The organism is Kitasatospora paranensis, assembly GCF_039544005.1.
In the GTDB taxonomy this organism is placed as follows: Bacteria; Actinomycetota; Actinomycetes; order Streptomycetales; family Streptomycetaceae; genus Kitasatospora; species Kitasatospora paranensis.
In genome coordinates this window covers 3,998,749-4,012,704 of sequence record NZ_BAABKV010000001.1, presented here as the reverse complement: position 1 = coordinate 4,012,704, position 13,956 = coordinate 3,998,749, and the positions used below count along the sequence as shown (strand labels likewise).

Genomic DNA, 13,956 nt, shown 5'->3' with positions numbered 1-13,956 from the left:
GACTCGGGCAGCATGTCCCAAGGTCTGCCACCCGCCGACAATCTGCGTACGACCGAGGTCGACCTCGGCGGTCTGGTGAGCGTTCTCGCCACGCACCTCTACTCCACCCCGCTGGTCGCGCTGCGCGAACTCGTCCAGAACGCCCACGACTCGCACACCCGGCGCCGGCTGGAGGACCCGCAGTCCACCGCCGCGCCGCTCATCCGGGTGCGCGCCGACTCCGCGCGCCGCACCGTCGTCATCGAGGACACCGGCGCCGGACTCACCGAACCCGAGATCCACGCCTACCTCGCCACCGTGGGCACCGGCTACACCCGGATGCTCCGCGACCTGACCGGCAACCAGGAGCTGATCGGCGCCTTCGGCCTCGGCTTCCTGTCCGCGTTCTCGGTCGCCGACCAGGTCACCGTCACCACCACCTCGCACCGCGAACCCGCGCTCGGCCACCGCTACCGCAGCCGCGGCGGCGAGCAGTACAGCGTCGAGCCGTGCGAGCCGAGGCCCGCGCCCGGCACCGCCGTCGAACTCCTGCTCAAGACCGAGCACGGCCACCTCGCCGACGAGGACGCGCTGCGCGAGGTGCTCGGCCGGTACTGCGTCCTGCTGCCCATCCCGGTCTTCGTCGGCGACGCCGAACGGCCCGTCAACGACGTGCCGGTGCCGTGGCGCCAGGACGTGGACGGCGACCTGCACGCCGCCCGGATGCGCTTCGCCTCCGCCTTCGGACGCCGCTTCGAACCGCTCACCGCCTTCCCGGTCACCCCGGCCGAGGGCGGTACCGACGCCGTCGGCCTGCTCTGGGTGCAGGACGGCGGCACGTACGGCTCCACCGACAACCGCGACCTCGCGGTCTACCTGCAGGGCATGCTGCTCGCCGACGACGCCCGCGACCTGCTGCCCGGCTGGGCCGGGTTCATCGGCGGCGTCGTCGAGTCCAGCCGGCTCACCCCGACGGCCAGCCGCGAGGACCTCCAGCGCGACGAGCACTACCGCGCGCTGCAGAAGGCGCTCGCCGACGCCGTCGTCGACGGCCTCTACGAGACCGCCCGGCTGCACCCCGCCGCCTGGCGCCGCATCCTCGCCCGGCACGGCCAGGACCTGCTCGGTGCCGCGCTCTGCGACGACCGGCTGTTCACCCTGCTCGCCGACGACGTCCCGGTGCCCACCTCCCAGGGCGACCTGACGGCCGGTGCCCTGCGCGCCGCCGGCCGCGGCGCGCTGCACGTCGCCCTCGGCAGCGGCGGCGGGTTCGAGGAGATGCTCTACCGGGCCATGCAGGTGCCGATCGCCCGCGGCGACCGGTACGCGGTGCTGCCCTTCCTGCGCCGCTACGCCCAGCTCAAGGACTGCCGGATCGTCGAACTCGGCAGCACGCAGGGCAACCGCGAGCTGTTCCGCGACCCGGCCGAACCGCTGCCCGCCGAGGAGACCGCGTGGCTGGCCGCGGCCCTCGCGGGCGACGGCGAGGAACTGGTGCCCGCCCGCTTCGACCCGCCCGGCCTGCCGCTGGTGCTCGTCCCGGACCGCGAGGCCGAACTCAAGGCCCGCATCGAGGACGACCAGGCGGACGCCCGGATCCCGTCCGCCGCACTGCGGCTGGCCCGCGCCTTCACCGCCCGGACGGACGGCACCGTCAAGGCCCGGCTGTACCTCAACCTCGCCTCGCCCGCCGTCCAGGACCTGCTCACCGCGTACCGGGCCGGGCACACCGGCAGCGCCACCGCGGCCGGCCTGCTGCGCTCGCTCAAGATGATCATGGCCGCCGCGGGCGGCGGTTCCGCCGACGGCGACCTCACCGCGGCCCTGGCCGGCATCGGCACCGCGGTCTCCGCCCTCACCTGGTCCGGCGCGTGACCGCCGGCGCGCCCGTCCCCGTACCCGCATCCCACCGGAACCCGAGAGAGACCACCGCATGAGCACCGACATCTGGGCCTGGGTGCGGGACACCCACGAGCAGCTCGCCGAGGCGGGCCACCACCGGCTGGCCACCGCCCTGGTGGAGATCGCCGGGCACGCCATCGAGGGCCGCAACGAGCAGCTCGACGCGATGTACCCCGAGGCGCTGGCCTCCGCCCGGGCGCTCGGCCTGCCCTGGGTCGAGGTCTTCCTGCGGCACTGGCGGATGCAGAACCTGCTGAACAAGCGCCACCAGGGCGAGGCCGCGATGGCCGAGGCCGTCGACCTGCTGGAGTTCGCCCACCGGGAGGAGACCGCCTCCTGTCCGCAGTCGGTCTGCGTGGTGCAGGACTTCACCATCTGCCACGGCAACATCGACGGCCCCGGCTACGTGCCCGAGCGGCTCGCCGTCCTGGAGGAGACCCTGGAGCGGGTCGACCCGGCCCGCGCCTGCTTCGACTGCCTCTCCCGCGAGTACGCCGACACCCTGGAGGACGACGGCCGCTCCGAGGACGCGCTCGCCCACCTCGACCGCGCCCAGGCCCGCATCCAGGCGGCCGGCGAGAGCGTCTCGCTGGCCTGCGGCCACGGCCGGGCCGGTGCCCTCGTCCGCCTGGGCCGCCACCAGGAGGCCCTCGACGTCTACGACACCGCCGAGCGCGCCTACACCGCCCGGCACGAGCTCGACGACGACGACCGCCGCAAGCTGGCCGCCGGGCGGGCCGTCGCGCTCGCCGCGCTCGGCCGCACCGACGAGGCCCTCGGCCTGCTCCCGGACGCCGACGAGGCCGACCGCTACCCGGACATCCGGATGCGCTGGGCCACCGCCGTGGAGTCCCTCGCCGGCGCGGGGGCGCTGCCGCACGGCGGCCTCGACAACGATGCCGCCCTCGGCGCCCGGCTGGCCCGCTGGGTCGGCTACCTGGACACCGCCGGCTCGCACCGGCCCTGCCTGGACCTGCTGCTGATCGTCGGACGGCTCGCGGTCGCCCGCGGCGCCCGTACCGTGGCCCTCACCCTGGCCGACACCGGCGACCGCAAGCTCGCCGTGCTCCGCCGCACCGACGGCGTCGCCGACCGGCTCGCGGCACTGCGGGCCGCCGCCGAGGCCCTGCCGCCGGCCGAGCCGCCGGTGCCCGCCGACGAACTGCCGGCCTGGCTGGGTGAGCAGCAGGTCAGCTATGAGACCGCGCTCGACCACTTCGCCGCGGCGGGCGCCGCCTCGCCGCAGGCCGCGGCGCTGCTGGCGCTGCACACGGCCCGCGCCCTGGACGCCCTCGGCCACCCGCGCGCCGCCGCCGACCTGCTCCGGGGCCGCCTGGAGGCGGACCCGTCCGACCGGGACACCGCCGGCATGCTGGCCGAGGTCCTCATCGAGGCCGAGGACGGCGACGGCATCCGGCGGCTCACCGAGCTGCTGCTGCCCGCCAACCCCGCCCAGGCGCACTGGATCAGGGCCCGCTGGGCGGCTGCGGAAGGCCGCTGGGAGGAGGTCGGCGAGCACGCCGACGCCGTCCTGGCCCACGACCCGGACGCCCTCAACACCCGTCGGCTCGCCGCCACCGCCGCCACCCGGCTCGGGGACCACGCCCGCGCCCAGCAGCTCTACCAGGACCTGCTGGAGCACGCGCTGCCCGCCGCCGACACCGGCCCCGACGAGCAGCACCGGACGGTCCAGGAGCCCGACCTCTGGCACCTGATCACCGCCGCCACCGCCAACCGCGACTGGGCGGTGGTGCGCAGCACCGGCGCCCGGATCGGGATCGAGTTCGACGAGCCCGACGGCCCGGTGGACGAGGAGTGGCAGATGGTCACCGTCCGCTCCACGCGCAGCAACGGCGCCACCGTCGACCTGCCCGCGGTGCGTACCGGGCCGGCCACCGCGCGGATCCTCCCCGTCCTCGGCGACGACGTCGCGCTCAACCACCGGGATGTCGTCGTCTTCGGCCCCGCCGTGCTCAACGAGCGTCCGGAGGAGGGCGGGGCGGACACCTGGCGGCCGGTCTTCCGGCAGCTCGCCCTGCTCGACCCGGCCGGCTACACCACCCACTGGGTGGACGGCGCCTGGCCCGGTGACGAGGCGTGGGTCGCCCTGCGGGAGGCGCTCGCCGCCGAGGGCTACGGCCTGTGGGCGTACAGCGGCGACCACTACCGGGTCACCGACCCGGCCGGCGGGACGGACGGGCTGCCCGGCATCTACGCGGCGCTGGGCGTGCCGCCGACCGCGGCGACCGCCGAGGCCGACGCCCTGCTGCTGCGGCTCACCGGAGCCTGGACGCACCCGCTCAGCTGGCTCGACCTGGCCGAGGCCGCCGGTGCCGACACCGCCCGGCACCAGGGCATCGTCGAACGCTACGGCCTCTGACCGGCGCCCGGCCCCCGGCGCGTGCCGCCGGGGGTCGGGTCGAGGTAGATCCGGGCGACCGCCGGGAAGGCGGCCCGGATCGCCCCGTCCGCCTCTTCGCAGGCCAGCTCCACGTCGTGGGCGCTCGCCGTCCCGGCGAACGCCACCTTCGCCGCGACCAGCACGTCCTGCGGCCCGTGCACCAGGGTCACCAGATCGATCACCTGGCGGACGGCGGGCTGGGCCCGGAGGGTGTCCGCGATCCGGTCCTCGGCGGCCTGCGGCAGCGCCCGGCCGATCAGCAGCGACGCATTGGCCCGGGCGAGCACGAAGGCGACCCAGGCGAGCAGGGCGCCGATCAGCAGTGAGGCCGTGCCGTCCCAGACCGACGAGCCGGTCAGCTGGGTGCCGAACACCCCGCCGAAGGCGAACAGCAGACCCACGAGCGCCGCCGCGTCCTCCAGGAACACCGCCTTCACCGCGGTGTCCGGGGTGTGCCGGAGATAGCGGCTGCGCGACACCCCCAGCCGGCCCGCGTCGCCCCGGACCTGGCGCACCGTCCGGGCCAGCGACACCGACTCCAGCACGAACGCCACCGCCAGGATCAGGTACGACAGCCCCGGGCTGCCCGGCTCCTCGCCGTTCAGCAGCGTGCGCATCCCGTCGGTGACCGAGAACACCGCGCCGCCCACGAAGGTGGCGAAGGACGCCAGCAGCGCCCAGACGTACCGCTCCCGGCCGTAGCCGAAGGGGTGGGCGTCGTCGGCCGGGCGGGCGCTGCGCTTGAGACTGAAGAACAGCAGGACCTCGGTCACGGTGTCGGCCAGCGAGTGCGCGGCCTCCGACAGCATCGCCCCGGAGCCGCTGACCACGCCGGCGATCGCCTTGGCGATGGCGATCCCGAGGTTGCACAGGCCCGCCACGACGACCGTGGTGGCGCTCTCCGAGGCCTCCGCGGACTCCGGGGTCCCCGCCTCCACGGGCTGAGCGGGGTGCGGGGCGGGGTGCTGGTCGGGCCGCCGGTCGGGGCCCTGAGCGGGGCGCTGCTCGGGTTGCCGGTCGGGGTGCTGCTCGGGGTGAGGGGGCACGGCTCGAAGTATGTCCGACATGACCGCCGTGTGACCCGGATCGTCCCGGACCACGCCCGGAACGCGACGATCCGGACATGTGCGTCCGCGCGTTCGATCGGGCAAGGTGGACGGAGCGGACGAATGTGGCCGGCGCGGCCACCAGGGGCGGCAAGGAGTGGCTGACGTGCCGAAGCGGGGCCGGCCGAGTGGCGGCAAGAAGGTCAGGGGCGGCCGGCAGGTCCCCGCCGCACCCTCCGACGCCGTCCCCGTTCCCGTCACCGTCGCACCGCGCCGGGTGGCGCCCGCCGACGCACCGCCGACCGAGGGCCTGCTCGGCCTGACCCCGGCCGTCCGTTCCGGCGCCGAGGACACCCTCACCCCCGACGAGTGGCGGGCCGCCGGCTACACCCCGGCCGCCGGCATCAACGTCGCCGAGCTGCGGCTCGACGCCCCCGGTGCCGCCCCCTGGCCGGACCGCATGCGGACCCTGCTGCGCACCCCCATGACCGAGCGCCCGGCGTTCGAGAAGACGGCCCGCGAACTGCACCCGTCCGCGGCCCGGCACGTCCCGCGCGTCCTCGACCTCACCCTGCGGATCGGCGAGCTGCTGCTGGCCAGCGGCGAGGCCGCCGAGGACGTCGAGGCCGCCATGCTGGGCATCGCGCACGCCTACCGGCTCGACCACTGCGAGCCGCAGGTCACCTTCACGCTGATCTCCATCACCTACCACCCGTCACTGATCGACCCGCCGGTCAGCGCCGCCCGGACGGTCCGCCGCCGCACCTCGGACTACACCCGGCTCGCCGCGGTCTACCGCCTGGTCGCCGACATCACCGCCGAGCGGATCCCGGTCAACGACGCCTACCGGCGGCTCGCCGTCATCCGCCGCAACCGCCACCCGTACCCGGTCTGGCTGCTCGCCCTCGCCACCGGCCTGCTGGCCGGCGCCGCGACCTTCCTGGTCGGCGGCCGGGTCGACGGCAAGGCCTGGCTGGTGTTCGCCGGCGCGTTCCTCGCCGCCGTGCTCGGCGACCGGCTCGCCTCCCTGATCGCCCGGCGCGGCCTGCCGGAGTTCTACCAGTTCGTGATCGCCGCGATGCCCGCCGCGCTGCTCGGCATCATCCTGTCCTTCAACGAACTGCACCTGCGCGGCTCGGTCGTGATCACCGGTGGTCTCTTCGCCCTGCTGCCCGGCCGCGCCATGGTCGCCGCCGTCCAGGACGGCCTCACCGGCTTCTACATCACCGCCGCCGCCCGGCTGCTGGAAGTGCTCTACCTGATCGCCGGCATCGTCATCGGCGTCCTGCTGGTGCTCTACATCGGCGTCAACTACAACGCCAAGCTCCGGCCCGACGAAGCGCTCGGCGGCTCCGTCGACCCGCCCGTCCAGCTGATCGCCGCGATGGTCCTCGCCCTGGCCTTCGCCATGCTGCTCCAGACCGAGCGGCGGACCCTGCCGCTGGCCGTCCTCAACAGCGGCATCGGCTGGTCCACCTACGGCGTGCTGGCCAACGCGGGGATGTCGCCCATCGCCGCCACCGGGGTCGCGGCCGGCCTGGTCGGCCTCTTCGGCCAGCTGATGGCCCGTTACCGCTACGCCTCGGCGCTGCCGTACGTCACCGCGGCCATCGGCCCGCTGATGCCCGGCTCCGCGATGTACCTCGGGATGCTCGCCTTCGCCCAGGGGCACGCCAGCGCCGGGCTGGTCTCGGTCAGCCGGGCCGCCGCCCTGGCCCTCGCCCTCGCGATCGGCGTGAACCTCGGAGGCGAGATCGCGCGACTCTTCCTCAAGGTGCCGGGCGCGACCGAGCGACTCGCCACCCCACTGGTCCCGCGCCGGGCCGCCAAACGCACCCGAGGCTTCTGAGCGCGCGTTAGACCAGGGACGGACCCTCCGGTCAGCACCCCGGGCATCCGGGACACTCCGGGCATCCGGGACACCCGGGGCACCAACCGACAACGAAGGCACCACCCGTGATCAACCACCTGCTGAACGGCTACCACGAGCACATCGTCGAGGCGCACAAGCAGCCGCTGTTCCTGCTGCTCGTCGGGTTCATCACCGCCTTCGTCGGGATCCGGTTCAGCGTGCGCATGATCCGTGCCGAGGTCCGCTGGTGGCCCGGCAACATCACGCCCGGCGGCCTGCACATCCACCACATGGTGTTCGGGCTGGGCTTCCTGCTGGTCGGCGGCATCGGCGTGTTCGCCACCAACGGCGGACACCCCTGGATCGACGCGTTCGGATTCTGCTTCGGCATCGGCTGCGGCCTGGTGCTGGACGAGTTCGCGCTGATCCTGCACCTCGACGACGTCTACTGGGGCGAGCAGGGCCGCAAGTCCGTCGACGCCGTCATCCTCGGCATCCTGGTCACCGCCCTGCTGCTGACCGGCTACGTCCCGCTCGGTGTCGTGCCCGGCCAGGACACCCGCTGGGGCCTGGTCGCGGTGATCTCCGTGAACGCCGTCGTCTCCATCGTCGCCCTCCTCAAGGGCAAGGTCTGGACGGGCCTGCTCGGCATCATGGTCCCCGGCCTGTCCTGGGTCGGTGCCGTCCGCCTCGCCCGGCCCAGCAGCCCCTGGGCGCGCTGGCGGTACGCCACCCGGCCGCGCCGCCGACGCCGCGCGGTGCGCCGCGAACGGCTGCTGCACGCCCGCGCCGACCGCGCCCGGACGTGGCTCTTCGACCTGATCGCCGGCGCGCCGGACAAGGTGCCCGCCCACCACGCCGCCACCCACCGGGTGGCCGAGCGGATGGCCGCCCGGGCCACCGCCCACCTCGACGTCCAGCACGCCCGGGCGCTCGCCCGCCGCTCCGCCCGGCTCACGGACCGCCGGACCGCGGCCGCGGCTCTTGCCGACCGTCGCCGCGGCGACCAGTGGCCGCGTGACCAGCGGTCGGGTGACCGCCGACCGGGCGAGCAGCGGGCCGGTGCAGCCGGATCCGATCCCGTCCGGCAGGCGCTCGCGCACGCCCGCCGCCGCACCGTGCGGGCCGGCCGGCAGCGTACCTACGCGCTGCGGCCGGGCGGCGCCACCCCGGCGGGCCCGGAGACGCAGGCGGCGTACCGGCACCCACGGATCCCGCACCCGCAGCCCCGTCGGACGGCCTGAGGACTCGTGTGCGGGCCTGTTGCCACTCCGGGCCATTCCGGGCGGCTCCGGGGCGGCCGAAATTCGGATGCCTCCGTCCGGTGACCGCCGTACCGTGGCCGGATGGGCAACAAAGCGCCGATCGGCACGGATCACAGCGACGATGGGCGGGAGGACGCGCGCCGCTCGGGGTCGTCGGGCGCCGAGGTCCGCGCCATCACCGAGGACGAACTCCCCTCTGGGACCGGGCGGTCGCCCGCGGCTTCCTGCGGCCCCACCTGGACCCGGGCCTGGAGTTCCGTCGGCTCGTCTTCGAGCCCGGCCGCATGCTCGGGGCCTTCGACCCGTACGACCCGACCCGCTGCGTGGCCACCTTCCGCAGCTTCGACACCGAGCTCACGCTGCCGGGCGGTGCCCTGCTGCCGGTGGACGCGATCACCGCCGTCACCGTCAACACCACGCACCGCCGCCGCGGCCTGCTCAGCGAGATGATGGGCCGCGACCTGACGGCCGCCCGCGAGCGGGGCAGCGTCGCGGCGATCCTGATCGCCGCCGAGTACGCGATCTACGGCCGGTACGGCTTCGGGCCGGCCACCCGGGGCCAGTCCTGGCGCATCGACCTGCGGCGCGGCACGATCCGCCCCGATCTGCGGGCCGCGCCCGGCCGGACGGACTTCGTCACCATGGCGGAGGCCCGCAAGCTGGGCGCCGAGCTGCACGAGCGCTGGCGGCGCACCCAGCCCGGCGCGATCGGCCGCAACTCGGCCTGGTGGCGTCTGCACACAGGTGACGTGACGCTGCCCGGGTACGACTGGAAGGAGCCGTTCGTCGCCCTGCACCGGGACGAGAGCGGCACCGTGACCGGCCTGATCAGCTACCGGGTCGACGACGTGTGGGACGGCCCGGTGCCGGACTGCACCCTGACCGTCGTCGACTTCCTCGCACTGGACGTGCCGACCGCGGTCGCGCTGTGGCGCCTCGCGTTCTCGGTCGACTGGGTGCGCACGGTGGTCGTTGAGAACACCGGCCCCGACGATCCGCTGCCGCTGCTGCTCACCGACCCGCGCGCGGCCACGACCGGCCGGGACAGCTCGGACTTCGTCTGGCTGCGCCTGCTGGACCTGCCCGCCGCGTTCGCCGCCCGCCGGTACCGGGCGGCCGGGCGCCTGGTGCTGGACGTCGCCGACCGTGCCGGCCACGCCGCCGGACGGTGGCTGCTGGAGACGGCGGCCGACGGCAGCGGACGCTGTACCGCGCTGGACGCCGCGGCCGACGAGCCGGCCGATCTGGCGCTGGACGTCTCCGCGCTCGGCTCGCTGTACCTCGGAGCCGAGTCCGCCGTACGGCTGGCGGCGGCGGGGCTGGTGTCCGAGCTGCGTCCCGGCGCCGTTCAGGAGGCCGACCTGGTGCTGCGCACCGCCGTGCAGGCATGGAACCCGGACGGGTTCTGAGCCTCGCCGCGCCCGGGGACGGGAGCCGGGGCCGACGGCCGGGGCCCTTGTCCCCGGCCCCGGTGCCCCGGCCCTCGGCCGTGCCGTGTGCTCAGGTCGCGGTGCGGCCGATGGTCGGCAGGATGAAGTCCTGGATGAGCCCCTTCGCATCCCGGACCAGCGGGCGGAAGACCCGGTAGCGGGAGAGCCCGACGACGCGGGCGACCAGCGGGGTGGAGCGGCGGACGAACTCGCGGGTCCGTTCCTGCTCCGGGGTGTGGTCGAAGACCCAGTACAGCACGATGATCATCAGGTGCAGCCAGAGCAGGTCGGGCAGCAGTTCGCGCAGCTCCGGGTCGAGCTTGGGGGCCACGTCCGAGCCGGTCAGGACGTCGCGGAAGAGCGTGACGGCGGTGGCCCGTGCCCGGTGCGACTCGTTGGCGAACGGGCTGAGCGAGGAGTTCGGGTCGGCGGCGGTGCGGAAGAACTGGGCCGCGAACTCGTGGTACGGCGCGGCACAGTCCAGCCAGGAGGACAGCGCCAGGTGCAGCCGGTCGGCGAACTCGGTGTGCCCGGCCATGCGTTGCGCCGCGTCGGCGGCGTGCTGGACGGTCATGCCGTCGTAGAACCCCTGGATGAGGAATTCTTTTTCTCGAAGTAGTAGTACGCGTTGCCGACCGAGATCCCGGCCTCGGTGGCGATGGCGCGCATCGTCGTCTTCTCGTAGCCGCGCTCCTGGAACAGCCGCATCGCGGTGTCGAGGATCAGGGTGCGGGTCTGCTCGCTCTTGTCGGTCTTCGGGCGGGCGCGACCGCCCGGGAGCTCCGCGCCGCGTGCGGGTTCCTGGACAGACTGGTCCATGTCGCGGGTGCCGCCCTTCTGCTCGTCCACGGCCCTGAGCCTAACCGGGGTCGACGGACTCCCGGCCCGCCGCGGACGTGATCGGCCCGCGCGGGCGGGCCGCACCGGCCACCCCCTCGACACCCGGTACGGCCGCGACCTGAGCGGCGGCAACATTTCGAACATGTTCAAAACATGCCCCGGGTCGACTCTAGACGGAATTCTGAACGCGTTCAACCCCGTGTTGTGGCAGGCTCGGCCCATGAGCGGACCCATCACCGTACGGACCGGCGGCCGCGACGACGCGACGGCCGTCGCCGACCTGCACGCCGCCAGCCAGCGGACCGCGTACGCCGGGATCGTCCCCGCCGAGGCACTGGGCGACGGCATGCCCGCCGAACGGCGCGCCATCTGGGAGCTCCGGCTGGAGGTCGACTACGGCGGCCCCGAGCACACGCCGACCCTGCTGATCGCCGAGCAGGACGGCGAACCGGTCGGATTCGCCTACCTCGTCCCCGAGCCGGACGGCCGGGCGCTCCTCGACAACCTGCACGTCCGCCCCGGCCGCACCGGCGGCGGCGTCGGCCGGCTGCTGCTGCACGCCGCCCTCGAACGCGCCGCTCCCGCCACGCTCCGGCTGGAGGTGCTGTGCGACAACCGCCGCGCCGTCGCCTTCTACGAGCGCGAGGGCGGCCTGCGCACGGACGAGCGCACCGGGTTCTTCCCCGGCGGTCACGAGCTCCCCGAGTACGAGTACAGCTGGCCCGGCACGGGTGCTCAGCGGTCGTAGACCGTGACCGCCGCACCCCGCTCCGCCGGCCGGGCCGCGTCCGTGACGCGCCCGCCCGCCTCCGGCCGCTCGGACCGGGTGCGGCTCGGCGCGCTCATCCCCGCGACGTCGGTGCCCCGGCGCCGACAGCCGGTCGGTGCATTCCCGGCTCCGCGACGGGCACCGTGCGGGGCCGGCGCAGCACGTGGGCGCCCGCGCCGACGGTCAGCAGGGCGACGGTGGCGGCCCCGGCGGGCACCCAGTAGCCGGTGCCCGGCGCCGCGTGCTGCGCGACCGCGCCGCCGAGCGCGGAACCGGCCGAGATGCCGACCAGGATCGCGGACACGGCCGCGGCCATCCCCTCGTTGAGCCGCCCAGCGGGGCTGAGTTCCTGAACGAGCGTCATCCCGCTCACCATGGTGGGGGCCGTCCCCGACCCGGCCACGAAAAGGGCGGCTCCGAGCACCCACAGCCCCGCTCCGGTCAGCCCGGCCGCCAGCGGCAGCAGGAGCAGCCCGGCCATGGCGGCGGCTCCGCCCAGCAGCCTGGTGACGGGGGAGCGCCGTGGCCGCAGCAGCCCGAACGCCAGCCCGGACAGGCAGGATCCGGCCGCGACCAGGGCCAGCAGCAGGCCTGCCGCCGATCGGTGGCCGAGCGCGTCGGCGTACGCGAGGGTGGTGACCTCCGTCGAGCCGAAGACCACGCCGGTGGCGAGGAAGGCGGGCAGCAGCACGCGCAGTCCGGCGGTGCCGCCGGCCGGGCCGCGCGGACGGGCCGGTTCGCCGGCGGGGGTGGGGGTGGGGCGCGCCACCGGTGGCTCGGTGCCGCGCTGGGCGGCGAACAGCAGCACACCCGTCGTGCAGAGCACGCCGGAGGCCAGCAGGCCGGCCTCCGCGAAGAGGGTGCTGCACAGCAGCATCGCCAGGACCGGCCCGGCCATGAAGCACAGCTCGTCCAGGGCCTGTTCGAGCGAGTTGGCGAGGTGCCGCGCGGCCTCGTCGTCGCGCAGCAGGTGCGCCCAGCGGGCGCGGGCCATGCCGCCGAGGTTGGGGATGCCGGATGCCGCGGCCCAGCAGACGAAGAGCGTCCAGTCGGGTGCGCCGAAGCCGGTGCAGAGCAGCAGCCCGGCGAACGGCACCGCGTTGGCCAGCACCGCGGGGACGGCCACCCGGGCCTGTCCGTGGCGGTCGACGAGCCGTCCGATCAGCGGCATGCCGACCGCGACGGCTGCCAGTCCGGCGGCGGACACGGCGCCGGCCAGGGCATAGGAGCCGCGCCGTTCGGCGATCAGCGCCACGGCGGACACACCGCTCATGGACCCTGCCATGCGGGCGAGCAGTCCGGACAGGGTGAAGGCGAGGGCGCCGGGGCGGGCGAGCAGGCGGCGGTAAGCGGCGAACGCGGTGAACACGGGACTCCAGTTCGGCGGATCGGGACATCCCCACCCTGCGCGGTCCCACGGCGCGCGGTCCAACACCTGTTCGGCCGGATTGACGCACCTGTGTTGTCAATCGGGCCTGCGCTGCCTACTGTGCTGCGTCATGCCCCAGGATCTGCACCCGCGTCTGCTGCGCGGCTTCGTCACGACGGCCGAGACCCTGCACTTCGGCCGGGCCGCCGGGATGCTGCACGTCGCGCAGCAGGCGCTCAGCCGGGACGTCCGGGCGTTGGAGCGGCAACTCGGCGAGGTGTTGTTCCACCGCACCACCCGCAGCGTGGTGCTCACCCCGGCGGGGAGTCGCTGCTGCCGCGCGCCCGGCGCCTGCTCGCCCTGCACGACGAGATCGTCTCCTCCGTGCAGTCCAGGGCCCTGCTGGTGGATCTCAACAGCGACGTGGACGGCGGGGACCTCACCTCGGACCGGGTGCTCGGTGCGGCCCGGTCCGCGGCGCCGGACTGCGATCTGCTGGCCCGTTTCCTCGGCGGACTTGCCGCTGCGGCGGGCGAGTTGCTCGCGCATCGGCTGGACGTGTCGTTCGGCCGGTTCGCCGGGCTGCCGGCCCGGGTGCGCGGTCAACTCGCTCACCAGCCGGTGAGGTTGGAGGCGATGGCGGTGATCCTTCCGGTCGGCCACCCGTTGGCCGGGCGCGAGTCCGTCCCGGTGGTCGCGCTGGCCGGCCATCCGGTCGACATCCTTGCCGGCAACCCGGCGACCACGGAGTGGACGGACCTCGGGCGGCGGCTGCTGGCCGTGCACGGGCTGGTGGCGGCCCCCGGGTACGCCCCGCCGGTGGGTGTCCCGGAGCTGGCCCGCTACCTGACCCGGCACGGGCATCCGGTGCTGACCACCACCGGCGGGCCGGAAGTCCCCGGCAGCGTGACCCGGCCGCTGGTCGACCCGGTGCCGCTCAGCCTGCTCGGGCTGGTCCACCGCCCCGACCTGCGGCATCCCGGGCTGGTGGCGCTTCAGGCCGCGGCCGCCCGACTCGGGCGCTCCGAGGGGTGGTTGCGCCGCCCGCCCGGCAGTTGGCTGCCGGACGAGGACGCGGCGCTGCTGGCCCCGTGATCCGTGGC

General features: G+C 75.0%; 13 protein-coding genes. 8 read left to right on the top strand and 5 right to left on the bottom strand.

Annotation, left to right across the window (positions count from 1 at the left end; translation table 11 throughout):
- Positions 1 to 12: 12 nt before the first annotated feature.
- The gene (locus ABEB13_RS19270) at positions 13 to 1,854 is read left to right on the top strand and encodes an ATP-binding protein (RefSeq protein WP_345706486.1); all 1,842 of its coding nucleotides are present in this window, start codon (positions 13 to 15) and stop codon (positions 1,852 to 1,854) included.
- Between the two features lie 58 nt (positions 1,855 to 1,912).
- Entirely contained in the window at positions 1,913 to 4,261 is a 2,349-nt protein-coding gene (locus ABEB13_RS19265; protein WP_345706485.1) for a tetratricopeptide repeat protein, read from the top strand.
- On the opposite strand, the gene ABEB13_RS19260 is transcribed toward ABEB13_RS19265, so the two are convergent.
- The gene (locus tag ABEB13_RS19260; protein ID WP_345709732.1) at positions 4,249 to 5,220 is read right to left on the bottom strand and encodes a cation diffusion facilitator family transporter; all 972 of its coding nucleotides are present in this window, start codon (positions 5,218 to 5,220) and stop codon (positions 4,249 to 4,251) included. The two genes, ABEB13_RS19265 and ABEB13_RS19260, sit on opposite strands and share 13 nt — an antisense overlap.
- A 274-nt stretch (positions 5,221 to 5,494) precedes the next feature.
- Between ABEB13_RS19260 and ABEB13_RS19255 the strand changes: the two genes are divergently transcribed.
- From ABEB13_RS19255 to ABEB13_RS19245, 3 genes are all read left to right on the top strand, one after another.
- On the top strand, positions 5,495 to 7,177 hold the full coding sequence (locus ABEB13_RS19255; RefSeq protein ID WP_345706484.1) for a threonine/serine exporter family protein: 1,683 nt from the start codon (positions 5,495 to 5,497) through the stop codon (positions 7,175 to 7,177).
- A 107-nt stretch (positions 7,178 to 7,284) separates the two neighbouring features.
- Positions 7,285 to 8,424 carry a hypothetical protein gene (locus ABEB13_RS19250; protein ID WP_345706483.1) on the top strand — a complete coding sequence of 380 codons (1,140 nt, stop codon included), beginning with the start codon at positions 7,285 to 7,287 and terminating at the stop codon, positions 8,422 to 8,424.
- An 8-nt stretch (positions 8,425 to 8,432) separates the two neighbouring features.
- Complete coding sequence (locus ABEB13_RS19245; RefSeq protein WP_345706482.1) at positions 8,433 to 9,854, top strand: GNAT family N-acetyltransferase; 1,422 nt, start codon at positions 8,433 to 8,435, stop codon at positions 9,852 to 9,854.
- A 91-nt stretch (positions 9,855 to 9,945) separates the two neighbouring features.
- On the opposite strand, the gene ABEB13_RS19240 is transcribed toward ABEB13_RS19245, so the two are convergent.
- The gene (locus ABEB13_RS19240; RefSeq protein ID WP_345706481.1) at positions 9,946 to 10,449 is read right to left on the bottom strand and encodes a hypothetical protein; all 504 of its coding nucleotides are present in this window, start codon (positions 10,447 to 10,449) and stop codon (positions 9,946 to 9,948) included.
- Positions 10,446 to 10,724, bottom strand: a complete 279-nt coding sequence (locus tag ABEB13_RS19235) for a TetR/AcrR family transcriptional regulator (protein WP_345706480.1) — start codon at positions 10,722 to 10,724, stop codon at positions 10,446 to 10,448. The genes ABEB13_RS19240 and ABEB13_RS19235 overlap by 4 nt, the downstream gene beginning before the upstream one ends.
- A gap of 211 nt (positions 10,725 to 10,935) precedes the next feature.
- Here ABEB13_RS19235 and ABEB13_RS19230 point away from each other — a divergent pair, with 211 nt between their 5' ends.
- Positions 10,936 to 11,463, top strand: a complete 528-nt coding sequence (locus ABEB13_RS19230; RefSeq protein ID WP_345706479.1) for a GNAT family N-acetyltransferase — start codon at positions 10,936 to 10,938, stop codon at positions 11,461 to 11,463.
- A 94-nt stretch (positions 11,464 to 11,557) separates the two neighbouring features.
- Here ABEB13_RS19230 and ABEB13_RS19225 read toward each other — a convergent pair whose 3' ends face one another.
- Positions 11,558 to 12,853, bottom strand: a complete 1,296-nt coding sequence (locus tag ABEB13_RS19225; protein ID WP_345706478.1) for an MFS transporter — start codon at positions 12,851 to 12,853, stop codon at positions 11,558 to 11,560.
- Positions 12,854 to 12,968: 115 nt separating this feature from the next.
- Entirely contained in the window at positions 12,969 to 13,142 is a 174-nt protein-coding gene (locus ABEB13_RS19220; RefSeq protein ID WP_345710011.1) for a hypothetical protein, read from the bottom strand.
- Here ABEB13_RS19220 and ABEB13_RS19215 point away from each other — a divergent pair.
- On the top strand, positions 13,065 to 13,478 hold the full coding sequence (locus ABEB13_RS19215) for a helix-turn-helix domain-containing protein (RefSeq protein ID WP_345709731.1): 414 nt from the start codon (positions 13,065 to 13,067) through the stop codon (positions 13,476 to 13,478). The two genes, ABEB13_RS19220 and ABEB13_RS19215, sit on opposite strands and share 78 nt — an antisense overlap.
- 11 nt (positions 13,479 to 13,489) lie before the next feature.
- The gene (locus ABEB13_RS19210) at positions 13,490 to 13,948 is read left to right on the top strand and encodes a type 2 periplasmic-binding domain-containing protein (RefSeq protein ID WP_345706477.1); all 459 of its coding nucleotides are present in this window, start codon (positions 13,490 to 13,492) and stop codon (positions 13,946 to 13,948) included.
- The last annotated feature ends 8 nt before the right edge of the window (positions 13,949 to 13,956 follow it).

What these genes read in the sequence shown, in the direction of transcription:
- ABEB13_RS19270 (WP_345706486.1), top strand. Translation starts at nt 13, where the DNA reads ATGTCCCAAGGTCTGCCACCCGCCGACAATCTGCGTACGACCGAGGTC.
- ABEB13_RS19265 (WP_345706485.1), top strand. Translation starts at nt 1,913, where the DNA reads ATGAGCACCGACATCTGGGCCTGGGTGCGGGACACCCACGAGCAGCTC.
- ABEB13_RS19240 (WP_345706481.1), bottom strand. Translation starts at nt 10,449, where the DNA reads ATGACCGTCCAGCACGCCGCCGACGCGGCGCAACGCATGGCCGGGCAC.
- ABEB13_RS19230 (WP_345706479.1), top strand. Translation starts at nt 10,936, where the DNA reads ATGAGCGGACCCATCACCGTACGGACCGGCGGCCGCGACGACGCGACG.
- ABEB13_RS19215 (WP_345709731.1), top strand. Translation starts at nt 13,065, where the DNA reads ATGCTGCACGTCGCGCAGCAGGCGCTCAGCCGGGACGTCCGGGCGTTG.
- ABEB13_RS19210 (WP_345706477.1), top strand. Translation starts at nt 13,490, where the DNA reads ATGGCGGTGATCCTTCCGGTCGGCCACCCGTTGGCCGGGCGCGAGTCC.